This is a genomic window from Enterobacter sp. A103 (assembly GCF_034427535.1).
GTDB classification, from domain to species: domain Bacteria; phylum Pseudomonadota; class Gammaproteobacteria; order Enterobacterales; family Enterobacteriaceae; genus Enterobacter; species Enterobacter asburiae_B.
Genome location: NZ_JAXQPQ010000007.1, coordinates 35,118 through 58,365, shown reverse-complemented (window position 1 = coordinate 58,365; position 23,248 = coordinate 35,118). Strand labels below are relative to the sequence as shown.

At 51.2% G+C, this 23,248-nt stretch carries 34 protein-coding genes and 1 pseudogene; 30 read left to right on the top strand and 5 right to left on the bottom strand.

All coding sequences use genetic code 11. The features are described 5' to 3' along the window. Position 1: 1 nt before the first annotated feature. The gene (locus tag SPH27_RS17635) at positions 2 to 634 is read right to left on the bottom strand and encodes a phage repressor protein CI (protein ID WP_063659098.1); all 633 of its coding nucleotides are present in this window, start codon (positions 632 to 634) and stop codon (positions 2 to 4) included. Positions 635 to 750: 116 nt separating this feature from the next. Between SPH27_RS17635 and SPH27_RS17630 the strand changes: the two genes are divergently transcribed. The 13 genes from SPH27_RS17630 to SPH27_RS17570 all read left to right on the top strand — a co-directional run bounded on the left by SPH27_RS17630 (position 751) and on the right by SPH27_RS17570 (position 9,045). Next, positions 751 to 993 carry a Rha family transcriptional regulator gene (locus tag SPH27_RS17630; RefSeq protein ID WP_032636666.1) on the top strand — a complete coding sequence of 81 codons (243 nt, stop codon included), beginning with the start codon at positions 751 to 753 and terminating at the stop codon, positions 991 to 993. A 32-nt stretch (positions 994 to 1,025) separates the two neighbouring features. Beyond that, positions 1,026 to 1,535 (top strand): phage regulatory CII family protein, encoded by a 510-nt coding sequence (locus tag SPH27_RS17625; RefSeq protein ID WP_322435750.1) that lies wholly within the window; start codon positions 1,026 to 1,028, stop codon positions 1,533 to 1,535. Between the two features lie 7 nt (positions 1,536 to 1,542). Further along, positions 1,543 to 1,743: a phage filamentation protein Fil family protein gene (locus SPH27_RS17620; protein ID WP_322435749.1), complete on the top strand. Its 201-nt coding sequence runs from the start codon at positions 1,543 to 1,545 to the stop codon at positions 1,741 to 1,743. After that, on the top strand, positions 1,707 to 2,048 hold the full coding sequence (locus SPH27_RS17615; RefSeq protein WP_160741374.1) for a DUF5347 family protein: 342 nt from the start codon (positions 1,707 to 1,709) through the stop codon (positions 2,046 to 2,048). Before SPH27_RS17620 ends, SPH27_RS17615 begins: the two co-directional genes overlap by 37 nt. Positions 2,049 to 2,136: 88 nt before the next feature. Further along, positions 2,137 to 2,343: a DUF2732 family protein gene (locus tag SPH27_RS17610; protein WP_322435756.1), complete on the top strand. Its 207-nt coding sequence runs from the start codon at positions 2,137 to 2,139 to the stop codon at positions 2,341 to 2,343. Further along, positions 2,343 to 2,570: a TraR/DksA family transcriptional regulator gene (locus SPH27_RS17605; protein WP_322435748.1), complete on the top strand. Its 228-nt coding sequence runs from the start codon at positions 2,343 to 2,345 to the stop codon at positions 2,568 to 2,570. The genes SPH27_RS17610 and SPH27_RS17605 overlap by 1 nt, the downstream gene beginning before the upstream one ends. A 19-nt stretch (positions 2,571 to 2,589) precedes the next feature. Next, entirely contained in the window at positions 2,590 to 4,980 is a 2,391-nt protein-coding gene (locus tag SPH27_RS17600) for a replication endonuclease (protein WP_322435747.1), read from the top strand. Positions 4,981 to 5,136: 156 nt separating this feature from the next. Beyond that, on the top strand, positions 5,137 to 5,325 hold the full coding sequence (locus SPH27_RS17595; RefSeq protein WP_023568301.1) for a hypothetical protein: 189 nt from the start codon (positions 5,137 to 5,139) through the stop codon (positions 5,323 to 5,325). A 10-nt stretch (positions 5,326 to 5,335) separates the two neighbouring features. Then, positions 5,336 to 5,569, top strand: coding sequence for a DinI-like family protein (locus tag SPH27_RS17590; RefSeq protein WP_322435746.1), 234 nt, complete (start codon positions 5,336 to 5,338; stop codon positions 5,567 to 5,569). 286 nt (positions 5,570 to 5,855) lie between these two features. Next, the gene (locus tag SPH27_RS17585) at positions 5,856 to 6,074 is read left to right on the top strand and encodes a multidrug ABC transporter ATPase (protein WP_322435745.1); all 219 of its coding nucleotides are present in this window, start codon (positions 5,856 to 5,858) and stop codon (positions 6,072 to 6,074) included. Continuing rightward, a complete protein-coding gene (locus SPH27_RS17580) occupies positions 6,074 to 6,916 on the top strand; it encodes a hypothetical protein (RefSeq protein WP_322435744.1) in 843 nt (280 codons plus the stop codon). The genes SPH27_RS17585 and SPH27_RS17580 overlap by 1 nt, the downstream gene beginning before the upstream one ends. Positions 6,917 to 7,142: 226 nt before the next feature. After that, complete coding sequence (locus SPH27_RS17575) at positions 7,143 to 8,381, top strand: AAA family ATPase (RefSeq protein WP_322435743.1); 1,239 nt, start codon at positions 7,143 to 7,145, stop codon at positions 8,379 to 8,381. Continuing rightward, positions 8,374 to 9,045: an HNH endonuclease gene (locus tag SPH27_RS17570; protein ID WP_322435742.1), complete on the top strand. Its 672-nt coding sequence runs from the start codon at positions 8,374 to 8,376 to the stop codon at positions 9,043 to 9,045. The genes SPH27_RS17575 and SPH27_RS17570 overlap by 8 nt, the downstream gene beginning before the upstream one ends. Before the next feature lie 36 nt (positions 9,046 to 9,081). Here the strand turns inward: SPH27_RS17570 and SPH27_RS17565 are convergent, their stop codons facing one another. Both SPH27_RS17565 and SPH27_RS17560 read right to left on the bottom strand, forming a co-directional pair. Beyond that, positions 9,082 to 10,104 carry a phage portal protein gene (locus SPH27_RS17565; protein WP_322435741.1) on the bottom strand — a complete coding sequence of 341 codons (1,023 nt, stop codon included), beginning with the start codon at positions 10,102 to 10,104 and terminating at the stop codon, positions 9,082 to 9,084. Continuing rightward, positions 10,104 to 11,870, bottom strand: coding sequence for a terminase ATPase subunit family protein (locus tag SPH27_RS17560; RefSeq protein ID WP_322435740.1), 1,767 nt, complete (start codon positions 11,868 to 11,870; stop codon positions 10,104 to 10,106). Before SPH27_RS17560 ends, SPH27_RS17565 begins: the two co-directional genes overlap by 1 nt. Positions 11,871 to 12,012: 142 nt before the next feature. Here SPH27_RS17560 and SPH27_RS17555 point away from each other — a divergent pair, with 142 nt between their 5' ends. From SPH27_RS17555 to SPH27_RS17505, 11 genes are all read left to right on the top strand, one after another. After that, a complete protein-coding gene (locus tag SPH27_RS17555; RefSeq protein ID WP_322435739.1) occupies positions 12,013 to 12,846 on the top strand; it encodes a GPO family capsid scaffolding protein in 834 nt (277 codons plus the stop codon). 16 nt (positions 12,847 to 12,862) lie between these two features. Beyond that, positions 12,863 to 13,924, top strand: coding sequence for a phage major capsid protein, P2 family (locus tag SPH27_RS17550; RefSeq protein ID WP_322435738.1), 1,062 nt, complete (start codon positions 12,863 to 12,865; stop codon positions 13,922 to 13,924). Positions 13,925 to 13,927: 3 nt separating this feature from the next. Then, positions 13,928 to 14,578 carry a phage terminase small subunit gene (gene gpM / locus SPH27_RS17545; protein ID WP_029740065.1) on the top strand — a complete coding sequence of 217 codons (651 nt, stop codon included), beginning with the start codon at positions 13,928 to 13,930 and terminating at the stop codon, positions 14,576 to 14,578. 93 nt (positions 14,579 to 14,671) lie between these two features. After that, positions 14,672 to 15,136 carry a head completion/stabilization protein gene (locus SPH27_RS17540; RefSeq protein WP_322435737.1) on the top strand — a complete coding sequence of 155 codons (465 nt, stop codon included), beginning with the start codon at positions 14,672 to 14,674 and terminating at the stop codon, positions 15,134 to 15,136. After that, positions 15,136 to 15,339 carry a tail protein X gene (locus tag SPH27_RS17535; RefSeq protein ID WP_000868184.1) on the top strand — a complete coding sequence of 68 codons (204 nt, stop codon included), beginning with the start codon at positions 15,136 to 15,138 and terminating at the stop codon, positions 15,337 to 15,339. Before SPH27_RS17540 ends, SPH27_RS17535 begins: the two co-directional genes overlap by 1 nt. A 3-nt stretch (positions 15,340 to 15,342) precedes the next feature. After that, positions 15,343 to 15,558 carry a hypothetical protein gene (locus tag SPH27_RS17530; protein ID WP_014884902.1) on the top strand — a complete coding sequence of 72 codons (216 nt, stop codon included), beginning with the start codon at positions 15,343 to 15,345 and terminating at the stop codon, positions 15,556 to 15,558. Next, on the top strand, positions 15,539 to 16,054 hold the full coding sequence (locus tag SPH27_RS17525) for a lysozyme (protein WP_004206870.1): 516 nt from the start codon (positions 15,539 to 15,541) through the stop codon (positions 16,052 to 16,054). The genes SPH27_RS17530 and SPH27_RS17525 overlap by 20 nt, the downstream gene beginning before the upstream one ends. Then, a complete protein-coding gene (lysB, locus tag SPH27_RS17520; RefSeq protein ID WP_322435736.1) occupies positions 16,051 to 16,479 on the top strand; it encodes an Rz-like lysis system protein LysB in 429 nt (142 codons plus the stop codon). Before SPH27_RS17525 ends, lysB begins: the two co-directional genes overlap by 4 nt. Further along, positions 16,364 to 16,612 carry an Rz1-like lysis system protein LysC gene (gene lysC, locus SPH27_RS17515; protein WP_223195361.1) on the top strand — a complete coding sequence of 83 codons (249 nt, stop codon included), beginning with the start codon at positions 16,364 to 16,366 and terminating at the stop codon, positions 16,610 to 16,612. Before lysB ends, lysC begins: the two co-directional genes overlap by 116 nt. Continuing rightward, positions 16,575 to 17,006 (top strand): phage tail protein, encoded by a 432-nt coding sequence (locus SPH27_RS17510; RefSeq protein WP_322435735.1) that lies wholly within the window; start codon positions 16,575 to 16,577, stop codon positions 17,004 to 17,006. The genes lysC and SPH27_RS17510 overlap by 38 nt, the downstream gene beginning before the upstream one ends. Then, positions 16,999 to 17,445, top strand: a complete 447-nt coding sequence (locus tag SPH27_RS17505) for a phage virion morphogenesis protein (RefSeq protein ID WP_322435734.1) — start codon at positions 16,999 to 17,001, stop codon at positions 17,443 to 17,445. The genes SPH27_RS17510 and SPH27_RS17505 overlap by 8 nt, the downstream gene beginning before the upstream one ends. A gap of 2 nt (positions 17,446 to 17,447) precedes the next feature. On the opposite strand, the gene SPH27_RS17500 is transcribed toward SPH27_RS17505, so the two are convergent. Beyond that, positions 17,448 to 17,966, bottom strand: coding sequence for a hypothetical protein (locus SPH27_RS17500; RefSeq protein ID WP_322435733.1), 519 nt, complete (start codon positions 17,964 to 17,966; stop codon positions 17,448 to 17,450). Between the two features lie 86 nt (positions 17,967 to 18,052). Between SPH27_RS17500 and SPH27_RS17495 the strand changes: the two genes are divergently transcribed. The 6 genes and pseudogenes from SPH27_RS17495 to SPH27_RS17470 all read left to right on the top strand — a co-directional run bounded on the left by SPH27_RS17495 (position 18,053) and on the right by SPH27_RS17470 (position 22,054). Continuing rightward, positions 18,053 to 18,631 (top strand): phage baseplate assembly protein V, encoded by a 579-nt coding sequence (locus SPH27_RS17495; protein ID WP_014884896.1) that lies wholly within the window; start codon positions 18,053 to 18,055, stop codon positions 18,629 to 18,631. Further along, positions 18,628 to 18,987: a GPW/gp25 family protein gene (locus SPH27_RS17490; protein WP_322435732.1), complete on the top strand. Its 360-nt coding sequence runs from the start codon at positions 18,628 to 18,630 to the stop codon at positions 18,985 to 18,987. The genes SPH27_RS17495 and SPH27_RS17490 overlap by 4 nt, the downstream gene beginning before the upstream one ends. Then, positions 18,974 to 19,882: a baseplate assembly protein gene (locus SPH27_RS17485; RefSeq protein WP_322435731.1), complete on the top strand. Its 909-nt coding sequence runs from the start codon at positions 18,974 to 18,976 to the stop codon at positions 19,880 to 19,882. Before SPH27_RS17490 ends, SPH27_RS17485 begins: the two co-directional genes overlap by 14 nt. Continuing rightward, entirely contained in the window at positions 19,875 to 20,480 is a 606-nt protein-coding gene (locus SPH27_RS17480) for a phage tail protein I (protein ID WP_322435730.1), read from the top strand. The genes SPH27_RS17485 and SPH27_RS17480 overlap by 8 nt, the downstream gene beginning before the upstream one ends. Next, positions 20,477 to 21,310, top strand: a pseudogene (locus SPH27_RS17475) (phage tail protein); the annotation flags it as partial. The gene SPH27_RS17480 and the pseudogene SPH27_RS17475, both read left to right, overlap by 4 nt. 318 nt (positions 21,311 to 21,628) lie before the next feature. Further along, complete coding sequence (locus tag SPH27_RS17470) at positions 21,629 to 22,054, top strand: tail fiber assembly protein (protein WP_213787960.1); 426 nt, start codon at positions 21,629 to 21,631, stop codon at positions 22,052 to 22,054. Between the two features lie 54 nt (positions 22,055 to 22,108). Here SPH27_RS17470 and SPH27_RS17465 read toward each other — a convergent pair whose 3' ends face one another. Continuing rightward, positions 22,109 to 23,227 carry an acyltransferase gene (locus SPH27_RS17465; RefSeq protein ID WP_322435729.1) on the bottom strand — a complete coding sequence of 373 codons (1,119 nt, stop codon included), beginning with the start codon at positions 23,225 to 23,227 and terminating at the stop codon, positions 22,109 to 22,111. Positions 23,228 to 23,248 lie beyond the last annotated feature (21 nt).

Sequence of the window (23,248 nt, the reverse complement as noted above, 5' to 3'; positions counted from 1 at the left end):
ATTAGATGCTCTTAATGACTTTTACTGCGCGGCCAATTACCTCTACATCATCTACAGCACACTCAAAAGATGCTTCATCCTGATGAACCACAATTTTATTGCCAGGAATGCGGGCAATCTTGACAAAGCTTTTAACGCCGTCGATGTCTACCAGCCAATAACCATTGCTGATTTGTTTCACAGACGTATCCACTACAAAGCTATCACTAGCTGTTTTTACAAAAAGAGAGTTGGATGATTCACCATCCAGCAGTCTGCTATCGAGAAGGATTTCATCACTCGGAAGCAGTTCGCCATTCTTCAACTCAGCATGTTTGATACTGGGAGCCACAATTTTAGAAAGTGGTCTTACCGTGACAGGGGGTTCGTTTTTGAGATTCTTTTCTTCGTTCTCACTCGCATACATATCTCCCTGACCGGTAGCCAGCCATAGAAGGGAAATTCCTGTTTCAAGGGCGCATTGAATTACCCATTCAGCGGGAAAGCTATCTCTTAAGTATCTGTTAGCCATAGTGCTTTTAGATACGTCCAGATGTTCGCAGAGCTGCTGACGTGAGCTGAAATTGTAGGCCTTAATAAGCCTGTTGATTGCATCACGCCCACCACTATCATTCCCCGCCTTGATCAAACTCATAATCAAACCCCTTGACGTACATAAAAAGTGATCTTAATATCCAATCATGGTTTGGAAAGCAAAACCAAACCACATAAAACGAGATGAAGAGAAAACAAACTAAGAGATACTGCACTATGAGCACAGATATTTCAATTCGAGTACCAAAAGAGATGGCTACACCTGCAGAGTTCGCGGAATGGGAAGGCATTTCCCGCGGCTCTGTTTATCAAAAAATCCACCATGGTCAGCTTGCTAAATACATGGTTAAGAAAGAAAAAAATAAGGGTCGTGTAAGCCTGCGTTACTTGATGTACAAAACCGATCAGGTTCGTGAGTCCCTTGGTCATTCCAACTTCCGCGTTGTTGTTGGTCAGTAAGTTCAATTATGAGAACTTTCTAGGGGGCTCACATGTTTGATTATAAGATTTCCAAACATCCACACTTTGAAGAGGCCTGCCGGGCTTTCGCACTGCGTCACAACATGGCGAAGCTGGCAGAACGCGCGGAAATGAATGTCCAGACGCTGCGCAATAAGCTGAACCCGGATCAGCCGCATCAGCTCACGCCGCCTGAAATCTGGCTGCTTACCGATCTCACTGAGGACTCCACCTTGGTTGACGGTTTCCTGGCACAGATTCACTGCCTACCATGCGTACCGATGAACGAAGTGGCAAAAGAGAAGTTGCCACACTACGTCATGAGCGCCACCGCTGAGATAGGGCGTGTTGCTGCCGGCGCCGTTACCGGCGATGTGAGAACTACTGCCGGGCGCCGTAATGTGATCAGCAGCATTAACTCAGTGACTCGCCTGATGGCGCTGGCTGCCGTTTCCATGCAGGCCCGCCTGCAGGCCAACCCCGCTATGGCAAGTGCGGTGGACACCGTAACGGGCCTTGGCGCTTCGTTCGGCATCATCTGAGGTGATTATGCTGACTAAAGAACCGTCATTCGCATCGCTTTTAGTTAAACAAAGCCAGGCTATGCATTGCGGCCATGGCTGGATTATCGGGAAAGATGGCAAGCGCTGGCACCCGTCCCGCTCTCAGAATGAACTGCTGGCAGGGCTGACCACTACCAAGCGGGGGAAGCCATGGCTATTGAAGGCGCTGCGGCGACTGTTCCATTAAGCCCGGGCCAACGTATGGAAGGGCTGAATCGCATAGCGGAATTAAGGGCGAATGTGTTTGGTCTGAATATTGAGCCAGAGCTTGAAAGGTTTATTAAAGATATGCGCGATCGCCGCGATATAAACCATAAACAAAATGAGCGGGCACTGGCAGCCATATTCTTTATGGCAAAAATACCGGCAGAACGTCACGGCGTCAATATTAGTGATCTGACTACTGACGAAAAGCGGGAACTGGTTAAAGCAATGAATCAATTTCGTGCAGTGGTGAGCTTATTTCCCAAACGGCTAACCATGCCGAATTAACCCACAACAGAAATTAATGGCGTAAACCCGCCGGGCATTCTTTTGCCCAAATTCAGGAGAAAGAGAAATGCAGAAAGAATTACCAAAAATGGTTGTGCCAGAAACCGACCAGCTTATGGCGGTGATCGATATTGTCAAACGTGAGGAGCGCAAAGGCCGCGCACTCGCTGTTTCAATCCGCCTTGAGGCGCTGGCAACCCATATCACCAACAGAGGGTTAAACGGTATTGAAGCGGCTGAACTGCTGCGCCGCGAAGCAACCCGCTACGAAAACGAATCTCAGGAGCTGCACTGATGGCTGATTCTATGGATCTCGTACAGCAGCGCGTTGAAGAACAGCTGCAACGCCACATCCACAATGCCCGCAACAGAGCGCCGGGCGTTTCCCTTGTGCTTTGCATCGAATGTGATGCACCAATCCCTTCAGCTCGCCGCCGTGCCATTCCGGGCGTGCAGTGCTGCGTAACATGCCAAGAAATCGTTGAGCTGAAAGGGAAGCATTACACCGGAGGCGCGGTGTGAGCTTCGGAGCCAGTCACTGATGCATGAATTAATAAAAGACAAAGGCGGCCCGACCGTGGCCGCTGGGGCTTTCCCATGGAACGGCCCGAAAAAAGCACTAAACCCCTACATGGACCCGGCGGAAGTAGCGCCGGTTTCTGCGCTTTCAAACCTGATTACTCACTATGCTGCGGATAACGAGCAGGAACAGCTGCGCCGCGAAGCCCTGAGTAATGAGGTCTGGGATCGCTATTTCTTCAATGAATCCCGTGATCCTGTTCAGCGGGAAATGGAGCAGGACCAGCTGCTAAGCCGCGCCAAAATGGCCCGCGAACAGCAGCAATTCAATCCCGATCTGGTCATCGTTGCTGACGTGAGCGCCCAGCCGGCGCATATCAGTAAGCCGCTTCTTGAACGGATTAAATATTTCGAGGGCCTGGGCAAACCGAAGGCATATTCCCGCTATCTACGTGAAACTATCAGGCCGTGCCTGGAACGCCTCGGGCGCGTGCGTACCAGCCAGATTTCTGCGTCATTCCGTTTTATGGCGAGCCACGACGGGCTGGAGGGCTTGCTGGTCCTGCCCGAAATGAATCAGGAGCAGGTTAAGCGGTTGTCAACCCTGGTGGCGGCACACATGAGCATGTGTCTGGATGCTGCCTGCGGTGAGCTGTTTATGGATGAAGACGTTATGCCGGAAGAGATCCGCCGGTCATGGGAAAGGGTGGCCGCTGAGGCTATGCGCCTTGATGTTATCCCGCCTGCTTTCGAGCAGTTACGCCGTAAAAAGCACCGCCGTAAGCCGGTTCCATACGAGCTTATTCCGGGCTCGCTTGCCCGTATGCTTTGCGCGGACTGGTGGTATCGCAAGCTGTGGCAGATGCGGTGTGAATGGCGGGAAGAACAGTTGCGCGCTGTCTGCCTGGTTAACAAAAAAGCGTCACCGTATGTCAGCTATGAAGCTGTGATCCACAAACGCGAACAGCGTCGCAAATCACTGGAATTTTTCCGCTCGCATGAGTTGGTTAACGCCGAAGGTGACACGCTGGATATGGAAGAAGTGGTAAACGCCAGCAGCAGCAATCCGGCGCACCGGCGCAACGAAATGATGGCCTGCGTTAAGGGGCTGGAGCTGATCGCAGAAATGCGTGGTGAATGCGCCGTGTTCTATACCATCACCTGCCCGTCACGCTTTCATGCAACGCTCAATAACGGCAGGCAGAACCCGAAATGGACCAGTGCCACGGTCCGCCAGAGCAGCGATTACCTGGTGAATATGTTTGCCGCCTTCCGTAAGGCTATGCACAAAGCCGGGCTGCGCTGGTATGGCGTTCGCGTTGCTGAGCCACACCATGACGGCACCGTGCACTGGCACCTGCTTTGCTTCATGCGCAAAAAAGACCGCAAATCCATCACCGCGCTGCTGCGTAAATTCGCCATTCGTGAGGACCGGGAGGAGCTGGGCACCAATACCGGGCCGCGATTCAAGTCTGAGCTTATTAACCCGCGCAAGGGGACACCGACCAGCTATATCGCCAAATACATTAGTAAAAACATTGACGGGCGCGGATTGGCGCAGGAAATAAGTAAAGAAACGGGCAGATCGCTGCGCGATAACGCTGAGAACGTAAACGCCTGGGCTTCGCTGCACCGTGTACAGCAATTCCGCTTCTTTGGTATTCCTGGCCGCCAGGCATACCGTGAGCTGCGCCTGCTGGCCGGTCAGGCTGCCAGGGCGCAGGGTGGCAAGAAGGCAGGCGCGCCGGTACTGGAAAACCCGCGTCTGGATGCTGTATTGGCCGCAGCGGATGCTGGTTGTTTTGCCACCTACATCATGAAACAGGGCGGCGTCCTAGTTCCCCGTAAACATCACCTTGTCAGAACTGCCTATGAGCTTAACGACGAACCGAGCACCTACGGCGATCACGGTGTTCGTATTTATGGCGTCTGGTCCCCGATCATTGATGGCCGGATTTGCACTCATGCAGTGAAGTGGAAAATGGTTCGTAAAGCCGTTGACCTTCAGGAGGCGACAGCCGACCAGGGCGCTTGCGCCCCTTGGACTCGTGGCAATAACTGTCCCCCTGTTGAAAATTTGAACCAGACAGGGGGTGAAGTACCGGATATTACGTCCATGGATGAAAAGGCGCTGCAGGACTACCTTCACGGCATGGGCAAAAAGGAACGGCGGGAACTTGTCTCCCGGCTCAGGCTGGTAAAACCAAAACGGAAAAAGGCTTACAGGCAGAATATTTCTGAGCAGCAGCGCCTGCAGCTGGAATATGAGCTGCGGTCCAGAGGGTTCGATGGCAGTGAGTACGAAGTGAATTTACTTTTACGCGGCGGCAGCCTTCCGTCAGGGGGAGGGCTGCGCATCTTTTACCAGAACGGGCGGCTGCGCGAGGATGACAAATGGCGGCAGTATTACTGACACACCGGAAATATTTCCTGTTTTTGACTCATGTCAGGGCTTTCTTATTGAAGTCCAAAAAAGCGTTTTACATTTAGAAATTGGTACTATACTGTATATATAAACAGTGTATATACATACAGTTGTCTTGTGTAAGTGGTCGTAATAGGAGGGAAAATGCAGGATTATCTTTTGGAGTCATTGAAACTTCAGCGCATCGATTTTTTCATAAAACTGGTAGCGGCAAGCGAGTGTAGCGACGAAGAAAAGCGCCTGGCTATCCAGTGGGTTTCTGAGCTGACTGACGAGCTGATGGCAAAAATTCGCAACCATGAATACAGCCGGACAATGGACGTTACCTGTTAGGGGAAAATCTATGCGCGTTGAAATAATGATCGATAAAGAGCAGAAAATTAGCCAGGCGCTGTTAGAAGCACTTGAATCCTTGCTTTACCGAAATTTGCGCCCCCTGTATCCCAAAACAGCAATTCGTATCCGTAAGGGCAGCGCCAACGGCGTTGAGCTGAGCGGGTTAAAACTGGATGAAGACAAAAAGCGAGTGATGGAGATTATGCAGCAGGTCTGGGAGGATGACAGCTGGTTACACTAGTGAGCGTTGCGGACGATAAAACTGGTTTTTACCGGGCGCAAGGTTGAACAACGAGCCACGCGAGGCGTTGGAAATCGTCTTGGTTAGTGCCTACTTCTCATTAGAGGCACTATATATGCTAAATGCAGCGGGTTAAGGCAGAAACATCTTGCGCGATTAGGGGCAATGAACTTAAGTTAAGTAACGCAACCAACAGTTAAAACGGTTGTCTTACTTATAAGGAATTTGCTGTTGTGGTTGCTGGTGACGAAGTGTACACTTCCGCGCCATATAAGAAGGAGGGGTTATGTCAAGTATCGCCGCATTGAGGCTGGGTAATCCAGTTGAACGTTTGGCACGGGTTCTGAAAGAGAACCAGGACAAGCTCAATCTGAGTAAAGATGGTTTTGTGTCCGTAGATTTGTCCAACGAAGAAGCTATGAAAGCCATCAGAGATCAGATGGATAAGCTTGAAGGCATCAAAACGAGCAGCGTCAAAGCAAAACATTATTACAGAACCCGATAATGGCAACATTACTTTTAGCAGTGATTTTGGTTAGTGGTTTTATATATGTAAACCTATCAATTTCAACACGTTACAGATATAAGCGTTCCAATGGCTGGGACGCTTATTTTTTTGTCGCCGCCTGGGGAATTGTGTTCTTTCTGCTCGGTGGCTTTTTAACCTTCGTCCTGAATATTACAGGCGGGTTCCGCTGGCTATCTAATGAGCTTAATCTTACGCCGGATAGCTTCAACGGCATGTTGTCTACTTCATCCGACAAAGCCCAGCGTATCAATGAAATCAAGCAGATTGCATGGGTTGTTATTTCAATTGTGCTTTCTGCAATTTCTGGCCTGGGTAATAAGTTGCGTACAAAGAGCGGTGATCGCCGCTGGGATGCGCTGGCTAAGGCTGTGGGGAATAACTCTTTTGAGTCATTGCTGATGGAAGCATCAGCACGACAATTTCCGATCATCGCGACACTCTCATCGCGAAAAATCTATGTTGGCCTGGTGACGTGTCCGGCGCTGGAGAATGGGCTGTCGGAACACCTGGAAATACTCCCTATGTTAAGCGGCTATCGTGATAAAGACGATCTCACGATAAGCATCACGACAAACTATCATCAGCACTATCTTGAAAGCGGCGTTATCGGTGGGATGTCGCGCCTGAATATCCAGGATTTCCGTGTGCTGATCCCTAAAGATGAAGTTGAAACCATCTCGTTTTTTGACACTGAAACGTATAACAAATTTAAAGAAGACGAAGCGCGCGACCGTAAAGACTGTCGCAAGTTGGGTGGTAAAAAGCCATCAACACGCAGGAGAAGGACTGCTGGCGATGCAGAGCAGGGTAGTGCATGACTATGGTGCATGAATCCGCATGATCGTTTGAGGATCATTTTTGTTGAGGCCCGCCAGGAATGGCGGGCTTTTGCTTATGTCATGCAGATGCATGAAAACCACTACACAAAGCGGGCAGGCGTGGCGGGGATACGAGCGCGCGATAGTAGATATGTTAGCAAACCGGATGAAATCTAAAATGTAATGTCATATTATCTGATAACTGATAAGTATGACGGGATGAGCAATGCGACATTTTATCGAAACTATCTTTTTTAAAAAAAATGATGAGCCTTATACATTAAGTCTTAATGGTAAGAATCTTATAATATCTGGTGACAATGGGTCTGGTAAAACTAGGCTAATTGAGAATATCTATGAATTTATCGAAAAATCAATTAATTCCCATGATCCTTTTACTAGGGAACAACTACAAAGACAATTGAGTGCCCGTCAAGATAACTTACGATATTCAAATAGAGGCGAAGGTAATTATCATTTTTTTAACGCTGAAATTGAAAGGTTAACAGAAAGCTTAAAAGAGTTTGAAAACTTTGATATCACTTTTAATGATGTGATGGACTTTAGAATTGCTGCAAGAGAGAGAAAATCAATTATAAGATTATTTCCTGCCATACGAGAGGCTAATATCAAAAATGATGGTAAAATAAGTAGTCTTGATTTGTTGCTGAGTGAGTATGGGACAGCGCAGGCGAATAATTCTAAAGTTGATGCAGGGATGTATTTTGAAAGATATATAGTTACATTGTGGAATTATGCTTTAGTTAGTAAGGGTGTGGGTAATGTTAATGACCATAAAAGAGCCTTTGATATTATCGAAAGTATTAATGGCGATCTAAAAGAGCTTTTTGAAGATGAAAGTATCAAGATGGACTTTGATCTTGATAAGCTAAAAATATATCTTTTACAAGATAATAAGGAGCCATTTGGGCTGGATAAATTGTCATCTGGATTTTCGTCAATACTTTCTATTTATACTGATTTATTGATAAAAGCAGAACTTGATAAAATCAGTAAGCAGGATATGACCGGTATAGTACTTATTGATGAGATTGATGCTCATCTTCATGTGACATTACAGAAGAAAGTATTTAGCTTTTTCTCATCATCTTTCCCTCGGATACAATTTATTGTTTCTACTCATTCACCTTTTGTTATCCAGTCAGTATCCAATGCCATTATATTTAACCTTTCAACGTTGGATCAGATGGGTGATTTGTCATTGTATTCTTATACAGCGATCATAAAGGGATTGCTAGGCGAGGATGTTTCTTCAGATAAACTAAATGCATTAGTTAAAGAATTAATGAGTTTAGTTGAAAATGATGCCTTCGATGATAGATTTCGTTCTATAATGAAAATTCTGCAGAAAAATATTGATTTTCTTGATAAAAGTTCTAAAGCAGCTTTTATGGTCGCTAATAGTAAATATTTAGATTATAGCGAAAGGGAAGAAGATGTTTAATGTTACCAGAAATATTCCTGCGCCTCAATGTTTGTCGAGGAAAGTATATAACCATAAAACAGTTGTCAATGCTTTAGATGGTATATTTCATGGGAAATGCTATCTTTGCGAGCAGGGTAACCTTATGGATCCAGAGATAGAACATTTTATTCCACATCGTAATCGTGATGAACTTAAATATGATTGGAAGAATTTATTTTTAGCCTGCAGTCGCTGCAATAGTATCAAAAGTGATGCTTTTGAAAATCTACTTGATTGCACAAAAAATGAGGTCGATGTTTTCAATGAGATTGTTCATCTCGCAGGGAACGCTGTAACGAGTGGTGTCCAAGTATACCCGAGAAGAAAAAGACCAAGTATAAAGGTTTTGAATACCGTTAAATTATTAGATGAATGTTTTAACTCATCAAACACTGGGTTAAGGGGTATTACCAGAGTAAACCTTTCAGAGAAGTTACAAGATGAATTGTTTTACTTTACTGGTTGGAGAATGAAACTTGTTAGTGCTCGAAGTACAGTACAGGAAATCCAAGAGGCTAAAAATAAGCTAAAGCCAATGTGTGATGTATCATATCCATTTTCTGTTTTCTGGCGTTGGCATTTGTTAACTGATATTCGGGTAATGAAAAAATTCCCAAAAATCAGAGAAGAGCTTGAGTTTTAATCCATAGGGCCGATTTTGGCCCTATGTTTTAATTATTCAAGATATGCTATAATGTTCAAATCGAATTATATCTTCACTTATCCAGTGATTTAGTTCTTGTAAGCGTTTTTGTAAAGGTATCAGTTCATTTATAACAAAAACTTTACTAGCTTTCTCTACGTCCCCAAATCCCCCAACATTACTCGGCATAATCCCCATCATCTGCGGCGGAACGCGGTGAGCCGCCATCATGTCATCCCGGCTCACATTCTTGATATTTAGAAACTCATCTTTAGCCGCCACCTCTGACAGCGGGATGATCTGAATCCCGTCCTTTTTGCCGTTCGGCGAGTACATAAACAGGTTGCGGAAGTTGCCCGGTCCTTTGGCACTTTTCATGGCCTGGCGAATATTGTTCACGTCCTCCTGATTCTGTGCGGCGTCGGTCATGTACATGATAAAACCCGCATGGCTACCGTTGATGTAATACTTGCGGCGGAACAGCGTCGCGGACTCATTCAGCAGGGCGGAAGGGATGGCGGACAGATATTCAGGCAGGCCGTAAATTTCCTGGTTTAAATCCGGCTCCATCAAGTGAAAAATACTGCCTCTAGTGAACTCATACGGCTGCGTGGTCATACCGTATTGCACAAACCAGTAGGTATCGAGATCGATCCCGCGGCGGGTGTATTTCGCCAGTGATGGTTCCAGTGACAGAATGCCGCCGAGCCGGTTGGTGCGCTTCTCCAGATAGGCATTACCAAATACCAGATAGTCCTGCACAAACCGGCTGAATGCCTGCTGGCTGAGCAGTGGGTGCGGGATAAAAGTGCTGGTCAAAATGTTGCGCTTCACCGCAATCGGCGAACTGTGATGCACGGCGGCGCGATAGGTGCGCGCCAGCCCGTCAAAACTCACCGGCGGTTCATACCAGCGATCCATCTGTACGCACTCTACATAATCCAGCAGTTCCCGGCGGTCCAGTACCGGGACCGGGTCACCAAAGCTAAAAGCCTCTGCCGAGGTGGTTTTAGTTTCTCTTGTGGTTAGGGTATCGACAGGGGCGTTAAGATCACTCATTAAAAAATCTCCACAATGTTGCTGGTAGTGGCGGCTTCGCCCTGCAGCGGTTCGTTAAACAGTGCGTGCATCGTTGCCCAGGCCAGATCTGCGTGGCTGGCTTCTTCGCTGCGGCTGGCTTCGTAGGTGGGGCGGTTCCCGCTGGCGGTGGTGGCGCGGCGGATTGCCATAAAGGACTGCGCAATGTCGGTGTGCCCGGCGTCAAACTCCAGGCGCCGGTGGCTGATAATGTCGTATGCCTTAAGCACCAGGGCGTTTTTTACGTTGGGGTTGTAGACAAACTCCCGGACCGCCGGGAAGAACGCCTTAACGTTCTCATAGACGCCGTGGCCGACGCCGGTCGAGTCGATGCCGATATAGGTCACGTTGTACTGCTGGGTCAGCTTTTTAATGGCGTCAGCCTGGGCGCGGAAGTCCATCCCGCGCCACTGGTGCCGCTCCAGAATGCGGAACTTGCCGCCCGGCACCGTGGGCGGTGCCACCACCACGCATCCGGCGCTGTCGCCGTTCTGCGTACCTTTCGCCGGGTCATAGCCGATCCAGACTTCACGCCAGCCAAACGGGCGCAGCGCCAGCGCCTGAAAATCGGACCAGACTTCCCAGCTGTCCACCATGCACGCCTGCAGCTCGCTCAGCGGGAACACTGATGCCAGGTCGTCAATGAATTCGCACATCAGCAGGTTCTGGTATTCGTCCGGGCTGTACTCCATGCGCAGCTGGTCCAGGTCGAACAGGTTGCAGCCGCCGCGCACCGCATCCTCCACGGTGACGATCTGGCGGTACTGACCGTCCGGGCAAAGCAGGCCCGGGGCCAGATTGCCGTGGGTCAGGTCAATGTCCACCTTGTCCGCTTTGGCACGGCCCCGGTTGAACAGCGCGCCGGACCAGAACGGATAGGCGCTGTGGGTCAGGCTGGACGGGGTTGAAAAGTAGGTCTGACGCCATTTTTTATGGATGGCCATACCGGAGGCCACCTTGCGCAGCTCCTGGAATTTCGGTATCCAGAAATATTCATCCAGGTACAGATTGCCGTGGTAGCTCTGCGCCGTGCGGGCGTTGGTGCCGAGGAAGTACAGGCACGCGCCGTTGCTGAGCGTCATCGGGTCGCCCTTTAGCTCCACATCCACCTCTTTTGCAAAGTCGATGATGTACTGCTTGAAGACGTGCGCCTGTGCCTTGCTGGCTGAGAGAAAAATCTGGTTGCGGCCGGTGGTGATGGCGTCAATCAGCGCCTCCCGAGCAAAAAAGAAGGTCGCCCCGATCTGGCGCGATTTGAGCAGGTTGCGGATACGGTGGCGGTTGCCTGCCTCGTACCAGTGGCGCTGGTAGGCGAACATCGAGCCGTGGAAAACCTCCTGCAGCTTCTCGATCTGTTCGTCGGTGAAAACGTTCTTTTCGGGCTGGCGGCGCGGGCCTTTGTTGCGGTTGGCAACCTTCGGATTTAAATCTGCCTCGTTGCCGCCATCGTTAAATTTACCGATCCGGGCGTGGCGCTCTGACTGGCGCGCCAGCAGGTCAATTTCCTTGAAGTCTTTCCCTTCTTTCTGCTCCTTCATAATGAGCTGGCAGTAGCGTGCGGCGGTGGTGAGCTGCATCTGATCCAGCGGCCCATACTCGCCCCACTTGTCGCGCTTCTTCCAGCTGTGAACGGTTGCAACTTTCTCGCCCAGCATTTCTGCAATGCGGGCTACGCGGTATCCCTGAAAGTACAGCAGCATGGCCTGCCGACGGGGATCGAGGTCTGCGGGGGTCATTGTCGTGTTCATGGCCCAAACATACGGCCTTGCCCGGCGGCTTTCCCCGGCTGCGGTTTGTGTGGCTGACCGTACAAGCGCCGCGCGTTGTTTCACTCCCCCCATCACCGCAAACATAAGGCTCCAGTAAGTTTTTTCTAACGGAGCACGGCTCATGACAGTGAAAGCAAAGCGTTTCCGCATCGGGGTGGAAGGTGCCACCACCGACGGACGCGAAATCCAGCGCGAATGGCTGGAGCAGATGGCGGCCAGCTACAACCCGGAGGTCTACACCGCGCTGATTAACCTTGAGCACATCAAGTCTTATCTGCCGGAAAGCACCTTCAACCGCTACGGCAGGGTGACGGCGCTGGTTGCTGAAGAAATTCAGGACGGACCGCTGAAGGGCAAAATGGCGCTGTATGCCGACGTGGAACCGACCAGCGCACTGGTTGAACTGGTCAAGAAAGGCCAGAAGCTTTTCACCTCCATGGAAGTCAGCCCGAAGTTTGCCGACACCGGCAAAGCCTACCTTGTTGGGCTGGCCGCCACTGACGATCCGGCGAGCCTGGGCACTGAGATGCTGACCTTCAGCGCCAGCGCCGCGCACAATCCGCTGGCAAACCGCAAGCAGAATCCGGAAAACCTGTTTACCGCCGCCGAAGAAACGCTGATCGAACTGGAAGAAACCCAGGACGAAAAGCCGTCCCTCTTTGCCCGCGTCACCGCCCTGTTCACCAAAAAAGAGCAGACCGATGATGCGCGTTTCTCAGACGTGCACAAAGCCGTCGAGCTGGTCGCCACCGAACAGCAGAACCTGAGCGAGCGCACTGATAAATCCCTGTCCGACCAGGACGCGCGCATTTCTGAGCTTGAATCCTCGCTGCAGGAGCAGCAGGCCGCCTTTGCCGAGCTTCAGCAGCAGCTGAGCCGTGAAGACAGCCGTAGAGATTACCGCCAGCGCGCGCCGGGCGGTGACGCACCGGCTGGCACCCTGACCAATTGCTGATGGAGCATAAAACCCGATGAAAAAGAATACCCGTTTTGCCTTTAACGCCTACCTGCAGCAGCTGGCGCGTCTGAACAACGTGGAAGTGGAAGAACTTTCCAGCAAGTTCACCGTAGACCCGTCCGTGCAGCAGACGCTGGAAGACCAGATCCAGCAGTCCGCTGCTTTCCTTACGCTGATTAACATCACGCCGGTTGCGGAACAGTCCGGCCAGCTGCTTGGGCTGGGCGTTGGCTCAACCATTGCCGGAACCACCGATACCACCACCAAAGAGCGCGAACCTACCGATCCGATGCTGATGGAGGACGTGGAATATAAATGCGAGCAGACCAACTTTGACACGGTGCTGACCTACGCAAAGCTGGACCTGTGGGCGAAATTCCAGGATTTCCAGGTGCGTATCCGTAACGCCATCATCAAGCGCCAGGCGCTGGACCGCATCATGATCGGCTTCAACGGCGTGAAGCGCGCCAAAACCTCCAACCGCGCTGAAAACCCGCTGCTGCAGGACGTGAATAAGGGCTGGCTGCAGAAAATCCGCGAAGACGCGCCGGACCACGTTATGGGCAGCGCCACCCAGGACGGCACCACCACCGCAGGCGTGGTGAAGGTGGGCAAAGGCGGCGACTATGCCAACCTGGACGCCGTGGTGATGGATGCGGTTAACGAGCTGATCGACGTGGTTTACCAGGATGATGACGAGCTGGTTGTCATCTGCGGTCGCGAGCTGCTGTCTGACAAGTATTTCCCGCTTGTTAACAAAGAGCAGGAAAACAGCGAGAAAATCGCCGCCGATCTGATTATCAGCCAGAAACGCATGGGTGGGCTGCAGGCGGTTCGTGCGCCGTTCTTCCCTGCGAATGCCCTGCTGATCACCCGTTTGGATAACCTCTCCATTTACTGGCAGGAGGACACCCGCCGCCGTTCTGTTATCGACAACCCAAAACGTGACCGAATTGAGAACTTCGAATCCGTCAACGAAGCGTACGTGATTGAAGACTACCGCTGCGCGGCCCTGGTCGAAAACATCACTATCGGTGACTTCACCGCGCCAGCTGCGCCGGAAGGTGGGGAGTAACGCATGAGCCTGAGTCCGGCACGGCAGCACCGCCTGCGCATTCAGGCCGAACAGGCCGCCCGGGAGGGCGGCAGCGTTCGCCATGCGTCCGGCTATGACCTGATGCTGCTGCAGCTGGCAGAAGACCGCCGCCGCCTTAAGGGTATCCAGTCCACCGTGAAAAAGGCGGCAATCAAGGTGGAGCTTCTGCCGAAGTATGCCGCCTGGGCGGAGGGCGTGCTGGCTGCCGGAGGTGCGCAGCAGGATGACGTGCTGATGTACGTGATGCTGTGGCGTATCGATGCCGGTGATTATGCCGGTGCGCTGGAAATCGGGCGTCATGCGCTGCGCCATGGCTGGGTGATGCCGCTGGGCAACCGCAACGTGCAGACCGTTCTGGCGGAAGAAATGGCTGACGCCGCACAAAGCGCCCTGCTGGCCGCCGCCGGTTTTGATGCCGATCTGCTCCTGCAGACGCTGGAACTGACTACCGATCTGGATATGCCGGACCAGTCCCGGGCACGCCTGCACAAAGCCATCGGCGCGGTACTGACCGAAAGCAACCCGGCTTCTGCGCTTAATCACCTTACCCATGCGCTGCAGCTCGATCCCCGCTGCGGCGTGAAAAAAGAAAAGCAGCAGCTGGAGCGCAGATTGCGCAGTGACAGCCGCTAACGAACGTGCCCCGCGCACGGGCGGCACGGGGTGGCGAAAGGCACTGCCACATCAAAACCCCGTCCACCGCCCACTATTTCAGGAGAAAGCCGCATGCAGTTTGTTGCGCCAGAACAGGCACCGGAACAGGCGGACGTTATTAAAAATACGCCGTTCTGGCCTGATGTGGACCTGTCGGAATTTCGCAGTGTGATGCGCACTGACGGCACGGTGACGCAGCCCCGTCTGAGGCAGGTTGCGCTGACAGCCATTTCCGAGGTTAACGCTGAGCTGTACGACTTCCGCAACCGCCAGCACATGCTGGGCTACCGGGATCTGGCTGACGTGCCGGCGGAAATGCTGGACGGCAAAAGCGAGCGCATTCAGCACTACCTCAACGCCGTGTATTGCTGGGCGCGCGCCGTGCTCAATGAGCGTTACCAGGATTATGACGCCACGGCGTCCGGGGTAAAGAGAGGGGAGGAACTGGCGGAGGTCAGCGGCGATCTGTGGCGTGATGCCCGCTGGGCTATCAGCCGGGTGCAGGATGCACCGCACTGCACGGTGGAGCTTATCTGATGAAAGTGCGTGCGCATCAGTATGACACGGTGGACGCACTCTGCTGGCGCCATTACGGGCGCACGCAGGGAGTCACTGAGCAGGTGCTGCAGGCGAATCCGGGGCTGGCTGAATATGGCCCCTTTTTACCGCACGGGCTGCAGGTGGAGCTGCCGGACATTACGGCGTCAACCACTGCGCAGACTGTCCAGTTATGGGACTGAACTATGACGCTTGAACGAATCAGCGCCTTTATCACTTACTGCGTTGCCCTGCTTCTGGCATGGCTCGGCGATTTGTCTCTTAAAGATGTATCGACCATTACCGGTCTTGCGCTGGGGATTATTACTGCAGCGGTGACCTGTTATTTACGCTGGAAAGCCTACCAGCTGCTGCGGGACGGCAGAATATCCAGGGGGGAATATGAGTCCTTCAATCGTTAAGCGTTGCCTGGTCGGCGCGGTGCTGGCGATTGCCGCCACGCTGCCGGGCTTTCAGTCGCTTCATACCTCCGTCGAGGGGCTGAAACTGATTGCTGATTTCGAAGGGTGCCGCCTGCAGCCATACCAGTGCAGCGCCGGGGTCTGGACTGACGGGATCGGCAATACGTCCGGGGTAGTGCCGGGCAAAACCATAACGGAGCGACAGGCCGCGCAGGGGCTGATTAATAACGTGTTGCTGACGGAAAAAAGGATTGAAGCCTGCCTGCAGGTTAAGCCACCTCAGCATGTTTACGATGCCCTGATCAGTATCGGCTTTAATGTCGGAACGGGGGCAATCTGCCGGTCAACAATGGTTTCTTACATCAATCGCCAGCAATGGTGGCAGGCGTGCAACCAACTCCCCCGCTGGATTTATGTAAATGGTCAAAGGAGTAAAGGGCTGGAAAACAGGCGCGCCCGTGAGCTTGCCTGGTGTCTTAAAGGGGCAGGGGCATGACGCGCGTGCTGGCGGTGATCCTGGCTCTGGTGCTGGCATTGCTGGGCTGGCAGTCATGGCGGCTTAATAATGCCGGTCACACCATCGGGACGCAGGCTGAGGCGCTTAAAAATAACAAGCAGGAGCTGGCGAAGAAAAACAGCCAGCTCATCAGCCTTTCAATTCTTACTGAAACCAACAGCCGGGCGCAGATGCAACTTTATGCTGCAGCGGAGGAGACTTCCGCGCTGTTGCGGAGTCGCCAGCGCCGGATCGAGGAGCTAAAACGTGAAAACGAGGATTTACGCCGCTGGGCTGACACTCCTTTGCCTGCTGACATTATCCGGTTGCGGGAGCGCCCGGCCCTCGCCGGAGGTGCAGCTTACCGTGAGTGGTTGTCCAAAAGTGACGCAATGCCGCCTGGACAGGTCAGCGCCGCGCAGTAATGGGGATTTGAACCAGGTGCTGGATGAGACTGAGGCCGCCTGGGCAGTATGTGCCGACAAAGTGGACACGATCATAGCGTGTCAGGAGCGAGACAGTGAACAAGCCGCAGTCCTTACGCAACGCCCTGAATAAATCGGTGGCGTATGTCCGTGACAACCCGGACAAGCTGCACCTTTTTGTTGATAACGGTTCGCTGGTCGCAACCGGCGCCCGTTCAATGTTATGGGAATATCGCTACACCCTGAACGTGGTGATTGAAGATTTTAGCGGCAACCAGAATTTAGTGATGGCGCCCGTGCTGCTCTGGTTAATGACCAATCAACCGGACGCCATCAACAACCCGGAGCTGCGTGAAAAACTTTTTACCTTTGACGTCGATATCCTGAGCAACGATCTGTGTGATATCAGCCTCAATCTGCAGCTCACGGAGCGCGTGATCGTCAGCACAGACAGCACCGTATCGAGCGTAGAAGCGGTGCCGGAACCCGACGTACCCGAAGAAATGTGGACGATGAAACGTGGATGACCTGCAGAGGGTGGATGACTGGCTGGCGGCGCTGCTGGCGAATCTGGAACCGGCAGCCCGCAACCGTATGATGCGACAACTGGCGCAGGAGCTGCGCCGGTCGCAACAGCAAAACATCAGGCTGCAGCGCAATCCAGACGGCACCGCCTTTGAGGTGCGCCGGGTGACGGCCAGAAGTAAAAAGGGGCGTATAAAGCGCCAGATGTTCGCCAAATTGCGCACCACTAAATACCTGAAAACCGCAGTCACTGCGGACTCTGCCAGCGTGCAGTTTGATGGGAAAGTCCAGCGCATCGCCCGTGTTCACCATTATGGCCTGCGTGATCGAGTCAGACGCAACGGCCCGGAGGCCCGGTACCCGGCACGCCGTCTTTTGGGCGTGAATGATGAGGTGGAAACCGTTACCCTTAACACCTTGATGCGCTGGCTCATGGAATAGCTTTACTTCTTTCTTCTTTTGCCCGAGTGCCTTTTAATTTTTTTAGATTCTATTATTGTTTTTTTTAAGGTTGACGATTCAATGGGTAATGTTTTTATTATTGGTGCTTTGAATATTTCTGCTACTGAGTATCCTGCTCTTGCCACACAAATAACACTAAAGAAAATAATAGATAAGGTAAAGATTTCACGATTGTCTGCTGACCATTGTGCAAAGGGTAGTTTAATTTGTGATGGCGCGTTTGAATACTCCAAAACTACGTACATACCATAGAGGAAAGTTGCCGCTGTTTCTATATTCCATAGTGCGTTTAGAATGTTTTTATAAATCTCGAACTTACTCATTCTTATAAGTAAGGCTCCCTGAACAATTGAGAGTGTAAGTATCAAGCATATGTATTTAATTAAATCCTTTGTATCTGTAGAGTCTACGTTGTCCCAAATATAAGTTGCAATCGTAAGAAGAACAAGGATGGAAAGGTAAATTCCCCAAGGTAAATTCAAGCCAAATTTAAATTTCATCGGTCTCTCTTTTTTTTCACATTGTGTGATTTACGAAACAATGTTCAAAACATGCCTGAGTTTGCTTTGGCTGGCAAATTAAAAATATGAACGCACAACTAACCGAAATCATGCGCCTTATCACCAACCTGATCCGCACCGGCACCGTAACCGAAGTGGACCGGGAAAACTGGCTGTGCCGGGTGAAAGTGGGCGAGCTTGAAACCAACTGGATTAACTGGCTGACGCTGCGCGCAGGTGGTGCCCGTACATGGTGGTGCCCGTCGCCGGATGAGCAGGTGGTGGTGCTGAGTATGGGCGGCAATCTGGAAACCGCTTTTGCCTTACCTGCGATCTATTCCAACCAGTTCGCGCCGCCGTCAGACTCTGTGGACGGCTGTGTAACGGAATACCCGGACGGTGGCTGGTTTGAATATGAACCCGCGACCGGCCGCTGGCATGTGCGGGGTATCAAATCCATGGTGATCGAGGCGGCAGATAACATAACCCTGAAAACGGGGGAGTTTGTGGTGGAAGCAAGTAACACGCGCATAAACAGCGAGGTGGTGATCAATGGTGGCGTCACCCAGGGCGGCGGCGCCATGAGTTCTAACGGGATCGTAGTCGATAAACATGGTCATACCGGCGTTAAGTCCGGCGGCGATACATCAGGAGGCCCGGTATGACGCTGTATATCGGTATGAATCAGGACAATGGCAAAGCCATTTCTGATGCGGACCATTTGCGGCAGTCGGTCAGGGATATTCTGCTGACTCCCCAGGGAAGCCGTATAGCCCGCCGGGAATATGGTTCCCTGCTGTCAGCATTGATTGACCAGCCCCAGAACCCGGCGCTGCGCCTGCAGATTATGGCGGCTGTTTACGTATCGCTGAGTCGCTGGGAGCCTCGGCTTACGCTGGATTCCATCACCGTCAACAGCAGCTTTGACGGCTCCATGGTGGTTGAGCTAACCGGGAAGCGCAATAACGGCGCGCCTGTTTCTCTTTCGGTATCAACAGGAGCATACAATGGCAGTCATTGACCTTTCCCAGCTCCCCGCGCCGCAAATTGTTGACGTGCCGGACTTTGAATCCCTGCTGACTGAGCGTAAGGCCGCCTTTGTGGCCCTGTATCCGGCAGAAGAACAGGACGCGGTGCGGCGCACGCTTGAGCTGGAATCTGAACCCATCACCAAACAACTGCAGGAAAACACGTACCGGGAAATCCTGCTGCGGCAGCGTATCAACGAGGCGGCGCAGGCGGTCATGGTGGCTTATGCCATGGGCGGCGATCTCGATCAGATGGCGGCCAACTACAACGTGAAGCGGCTGACGGTTACACCTGCCGATAACGACGCGGTGCCGCCGGTCGCAGCGATAATGGAAAGTGACGAGGCGCTGCGCCTGCGTGTTCCTGCTGCATTTGAGGGACTGTCCGTTGCGGGACCAACGGCGGCTTATGAGTTTCACGCTAAAAGCACGGACGGGCGAGTCGCTGACGCCAGCGCAACCAGCCCGGCACCGGCGGAGGTGGTGCTTACCGTACTGAGCCGTGAGGGCGACGGAACGGCAGCGGCGGACCTGCTGGCGGTGGTTGAACAGGCGCTTAACAGTGAGAACGTGCGGCCGGTTGCTGACCGTCTGACGGTGCGTAGCGCTGAAATTATTCCGTACAGCGTGGATGCAACGATCTTTCTTTACCCGGGGCCAGAAGCAGAGCCGGTGATGGAGGCGGCAAAGGCCAGCCTGCAGAAATATATCGTCAGCCAGACGAGGCTGGGGCGCGATATTCGCCGCAGTGCTATTTATGCCGCGCTGCATGTTGAAGGTGTGCAGCGTGTTGAGCTGGCCTCGCCGCTCGCTGATGTGGTGCTGGATAAGACACAAGCCGCTTCATGTACGGAATGGAGCGTAACCAACGGGGGAGCGGATGAATAGTCTGCTTCCTCCTGGTTCATCGCCGCTTGAGCGCCGCCTCGCTCAGACCTGCAGCGATATTTCCGATCTGCAGGTGCCGCTGCGGGATTTATGGAACCCGGCAACATGCCCGGTCAAGTTTCTGCCGTATCTGGCGTGGGCCTTTTCGGTTGATCGCTGGGACGAAGGATGGGCGGAAAGCGTAAAGCGCCGCGTGGTGCAGGATGCGTTCTATATCCATCAGCACAAGGGCACAACCAGCGCTGTGCGGCGTGTGGTGGAGCCGTTCGGCTTCCTGATCCGCATCATTGAATGGTGGCAGACAGGCGAGGCGCCGGGCACGTTTCGCCTTGATATTGGGGTGCAGGACCAGGGCATAACAGAGGAAACCTATCTGGAGCTGGAGCGCCTCATCGGTGACGCCAAACCCTGCAGCAGGCATCTGATCGGCATGTCCATCAATCTGCAGACGCGCGGGCCCTATTTTGTGGGGGCTGCCACCTATAGCGGCGAAGAAATCACGATTTACCCGTATATCAACGAAACCATCATTTCCGGCGGTTCTGCCTACGAGGGCGGCGCCGTCCATGTTATTGACACAATGAGAGTGAACCCATGAGCGCAAAATTTTATACCCTGCTGACGGATATCGGCGCGGCGAAACTGGCAAATGCCGCCGCGCTCGGTGTTCCGCTGAAAATTACACAGATGGCGGTGGGTGATGGCGGCGGCGTGCTGCCAACGCCAAACGCACAACAGACAAAGCTGGTCGGTGAAAAACGCCGTGCAGCTCTGAATATGCTGTATATCGATCCGCAGAACAGCAGCCAGGTGATCGCTGAGCAGGTGATTCCCGAAACTGAGGGCGGTTGGTGGATTCGTGAGGTTGGTCTGTTTGATGAAACCGGCGCGCTGATTGCTGTCGGTAACTGCCCGGAGAGCTACAAGCCGCAGCTGGCAGAGGGCAGCGGCCGCACGCAGACCGTGCGCATGGTGCTGATTACCAGCAGCACCGATAACATCACTCTGAAAATTGACCCTGCAGTGGTGCTGGCAACCCGCAAATACGTGGATGATAAGGTGCTGGAGTTAAAGGTGTATGTGGATGAGCTGATGGCGGCACATCTTGCGGCCGCTGATCCGCATTCACAATATGCACCAAAAGTCAGCCCGACGTTTACCGGCACCCCAAAAGCCCCGACGGCGGCAGCTGGTAACAATTCAACTCAGCTTGCCAATACTGCTTTTGTGCAGGCCGCTATTGCAGGGCTTGTTGGTTCCTCACCTGCAGCGCTTGATACATTGAACGAACTGGCGGCGGCGTTAGGTAACGATCCTAACTTTGCGGCCACTATGACTAATGCCCTGGCGAACAAGCAGCCTCTGGATAATACGCTTACAGCCTTGTCGGGAAAATCTATTGCGGCCATTCTCGAATACCTCGGTTTGCAATACTCTCTCAGTGAACCAGATACAGAAACTGTTGTTTACACGCTGCCTGGTGGATATAAGCTCATGGCTTTTAACCGATTAGTAAACAACTCAACTACTGTCGGTACGGGTGTAACAACCCCCATTACTTTCCCTCAGGCCTTCCCTTTACGATTGATTGGTGTGTTCGCTACCAAGAAAAACTATGTTCAGGCTGCTGTGAGCTGCGAGAACCAGTCCCTGACTGGCTTTGATGCGGTGGTAACGCTCATTACAACTATTGCGGGTGGTATTACAAGTACTCGCGCAATGTTTCTGGCAATCGGGAAATAAAAAATGAATTATGCCTATAGCCCTTCTAAAAATGCTTTTTATTATTTCGGCTGGAAGGATGAATATTATGCCGCTGGTACATGGCCATCTGATGCCATTGAGGTGGCCGACGATATTCATGAGAAATTTTCGGCCGATCCACCTAAAGGAAAATTCTTAATTGCCGGTATTGATGGTTTACCTGCATGGGGAGATGTTCCTCCGCCGACTCGCGAGGAGAGTTTGGCGCAGGCTCGAGTCGAAAAACAAAACCGGATTGATGCTGCCAACAATTACATGAATGGCAAGCAATGGCCTGGTAAGGCGGCGATTGGGAGACTCAAAGAGGAAGAATTGATACAATACAATATGTGGCTGGATTATCTTGATGCACTGGAGTCTGTAGACATCTCCTGCGCACCCAATATTAATTGGCCAACAAACAACTAATGCCGAAGTAACGCGTTGTGGGGTAGAATGAACTACCCCAATCAACGAATGCAATTATTTTTTGTATATGTTAATTAACTTTTTCTCAAGATAATTATAAGAAAGGATTGACACTAGAATTGATACTATTACTGAAATGAACATGAAATAAAAGTTCTGGTAATCTAATGTTGGTAGTAATCGTTCTTTTAATTTGAACAAGACAATGAAAACTATAGGGTGTAAGAGATATAAAGAATAAGACGCATCTCCTATGGAAAGTATTGTTTTGGGTATTTTTATACTGTCCTTTATAAATTGATGGCATGATGTAAGAAGGAAAAACATTATGCAATAATACATTCCGAAATATTCTACCCCATGCATTGTGTTCCTTTTTGTAACATAGCCATATGCAGGGATTGCGAATGCAATGAGTATTAACGGTATTGCTTTTTTGGGATCTTTTATCCTAAGCATATTTTTTTTGAATAAAATAGCAACGCATGCACCAAAAACAAACTCCCATACAACGCTTTGTATTGTGAGATTGAAATACCCACCATTCTCTATAGTAGGTCTTATAGTCGTGGCTAACCCCATAAACGATGGGATTATAAATAGCGTTGTTAAAAACCAAAGAGCATAAAACCAGTATTTATTCCTGGAAAATAGCAACCCTGTTGCACAGACTATATAGAAATAAACTTCGTAATTTAAGGTCCATCCGACGAATAATGTGGCAGCGCCAAAATACACAGGATCATAAAAATTAAGAGGGATAAATAAAAGGCTTTTAATAATATTTAGTGATTGTACTGCATTAATTTTATCGGAATAAACAAAGCCATGCATTGTTGACAGGTCTGTGTTTTTGAATAGTAAGGCATAAATCATTGTTGCAATGAAATACAAAGGCCAAATTCTGATGAATCTCTTTTTTATAAAGGTTGGTAAGTCTTTTCTTGTATAGTCGTAGGATGTGTAAACTATAATAAATCCGCTGATTATGAAAAAAAGATCTACACCGAAGGCTCCTGGCCAAAAGAGATCAAACGAAAGTTTTTCATAAACAGTTCCAACCAGAAAGGCTTTAGCATGATGGAGGACTACCATCAGTGCAGCCAGTGCCCTTAACGCCTGAATATAATCCAGGTTAGGCTTATTTTCTGTAAGAGAAGAATTTTGCAGCATTATTATCCTAGTTAGGGAGTG

Excerpts from the sequence above, each read along its gene's own strand:
- SPH27_RS17635 (WP_063659098.1), bottom strand. The coding sequence starts at position 634 with ATGAGTTTGATCAAGGCGGGGAATGATAGTGGTGGGCGTGATGCAATC.
- SPH27_RS17630 (WP_032636666.1), top strand. The coding sequence starts at position 751 with ATGAGCACAGATATTTCAATTCGAGTACCAAAAGAGATGGCTACACCT.
- SPH27_RS17625 (WP_322435750.1), top strand. The coding sequence starts at position 1,026 with ATGTTTGATTATAAGATTTCCAAACATCCACACTTTGAAGAGGCCTGC.
- SPH27_RS17620 (WP_322435749.1), top strand. The coding sequence starts at position 1,543 with ATGCTGACTAAAGAACCGTCATTCGCATCGCTTTTAGTTAAACAAAGC.
- SPH27_RS17615 (WP_160741374.1), top strand. The coding sequence starts at position 1,707 with ATGGCTATTGAAGGCGCTGCGGCGACTGTTCCATTAAGCCCGGGCCAA.
- SPH27_RS17610 (WP_322435756.1), top strand. The coding sequence starts at position 2,137 with ATGGTTGTGCCAGAAACCGACCAGCTTATGGCGGTGATCGATATTGTC.
- SPH27_RS17605 (WP_322435748.1), top strand. The coding sequence starts at position 2,343 with ATGGCTGATTCTATGGATCTCGTACAGCAGCGCGTTGAAGAACAGCTG.
- SPH27_RS17600 (WP_322435747.1), top strand. The coding sequence starts at position 2,590 with ATGCATGAATTAATAAAAGACAAAGGCGGCCCGACCGTGGCCGCTGGG.
- SPH27_RS17595 (WP_023568301.1), top strand. The coding sequence starts at position 5,137 with ATGCAGGATTATCTTTTGGAGTCATTGAAACTTCAGCGCATCGATTTT.
- SPH27_RS17590 (WP_322435746.1), top strand. The coding sequence starts at position 5,336 with ATGCGCGTTGAAATAATGATCGATAAAGAGCAGAAAATTAGCCAGGCG.
- SPH27_RS17585 (WP_322435745.1), top strand. The coding sequence starts at position 5,856 with ATGTCAAGTATCGCCGCATTGAGGCTGGGTAATCCAGTTGAACGTTTG.
- SPH27_RS17580 (WP_322435744.1), top strand. The coding sequence starts at position 6,074 with ATGGCAACATTACTTTTAGCAGTGATTTTGGTTAGTGGTTTTATATAT.
- SPH27_RS17575 (WP_322435743.1), top strand. The coding sequence starts at position 7,143 with ATGCGACATTTTATCGAAACTATCTTTTTTAAAAAAAATGATGAGCCT.
- SPH27_RS17570 (WP_322435742.1), top strand. The coding sequence starts at position 8,374 with ATGTTTAATGTTACCAGAAATATTCCTGCGCCTCAATGTTTGTCGAGG.
- SPH27_RS17565 (WP_322435741.1), bottom strand. The coding sequence starts at position 10,104 with ATGAGTGATCTTAACGCCCCTGTCGATACCCTAACCACAAGAGAAACT.
- SPH27_RS17560 (WP_322435740.1), bottom strand. The coding sequence starts at position 11,870 with ATGAACACGACAATGACCCCCGCAGACCTCGATCCCCGTCGGCAGGCC.
- SPH27_RS17555 (WP_322435739.1), top strand. The coding sequence starts at position 12,013 with ATGACAGTGAAAGCAAAGCGTTTCCGCATCGGGGTGGAAGGTGCCACC.
- SPH27_RS17550 (WP_322435738.1), top strand. The coding sequence starts at position 12,863 with ATGAAAAAGAATACCCGTTTTGCCTTTAACGCCTACCTGCAGCAGCTG.
- gpM (WP_029740065.1), top strand. The coding sequence starts at position 13,928 with ATGAGCCTGAGTCCGGCACGGCAGCACCGCCTGCGCATTCAGGCCGAA.
- SPH27_RS17540 (WP_322435737.1), top strand. The coding sequence starts at position 14,672 with ATGCAGTTTGTTGCGCCAGAACAGGCACCGGAACAGGCGGACGTTATT.
- SPH27_RS17535 (WP_000868184.1), top strand. The coding sequence starts at position 15,136 with ATGAAAGTGCGTGCGCATCAGTATGACACGGTGGACGCACTCTGCTGG.
- SPH27_RS17530 (WP_014884902.1), top strand. The coding sequence starts at position 15,343 with ATGACGCTTGAACGAATCAGCGCCTTTATCACTTACTGCGTTGCCCTG.
- SPH27_RS17525 (WP_004206870.1), top strand. The coding sequence starts at position 15,539 with ATGAGTCCTTCAATCGTTAAGCGTTGCCTGGTCGGCGCGGTGCTGGCG.
- lysB (WP_322435736.1), top strand. The coding sequence starts at position 16,051 with ATGACGCGCGTGCTGGCGGTGATCCTGGCTCTGGTGCTGGCATTGCTG.
- SPH27_RS17500 (WP_322435733.1), bottom strand. The coding sequence starts at position 17,966 with ATGAAATTTAAATTTGGCTTGAATTTACCTTGGGGAATTTACCTTTCC.
- SPH27_RS17495 (WP_014884896.1), top strand. The coding sequence starts at position 18,053 with ATGAACGCACAACTAACCGAAATCATGCGCCTTATCACCAACCTGATC.
- SPH27_RS17490 (WP_322435732.1), top strand. The coding sequence starts at position 18,628 with ATGACGCTGTATATCGGTATGAATCAGGACAATGGCAAAGCCATTTCT.
- SPH27_RS17485 (WP_322435731.1), top strand. The coding sequence starts at position 18,974 with ATGGCAGTCATTGACCTTTCCCAGCTCCCCGCGCCGCAAATTGTTGAC.
- SPH27_RS17480 (WP_322435730.1), top strand. The coding sequence starts at position 19,875 with ATGAATAGTCTGCTTCCTCCTGGTTCATCGCCGCTTGAGCGCCGCCTC.
- SPH27_RS17470 (WP_213787960.1), top strand. The coding sequence starts at position 21,629 with ATGAATTATGCCTATAGCCCTTCTAAAAATGCTTTTTATTATTTCGGC.
- SPH27_RS17465 (WP_322435729.1), bottom strand. The coding sequence starts at position 23,227 with ATGCTGCAAAATTCTTCTCTTACAGAAAATAAGCCTAACCTGGATTAT.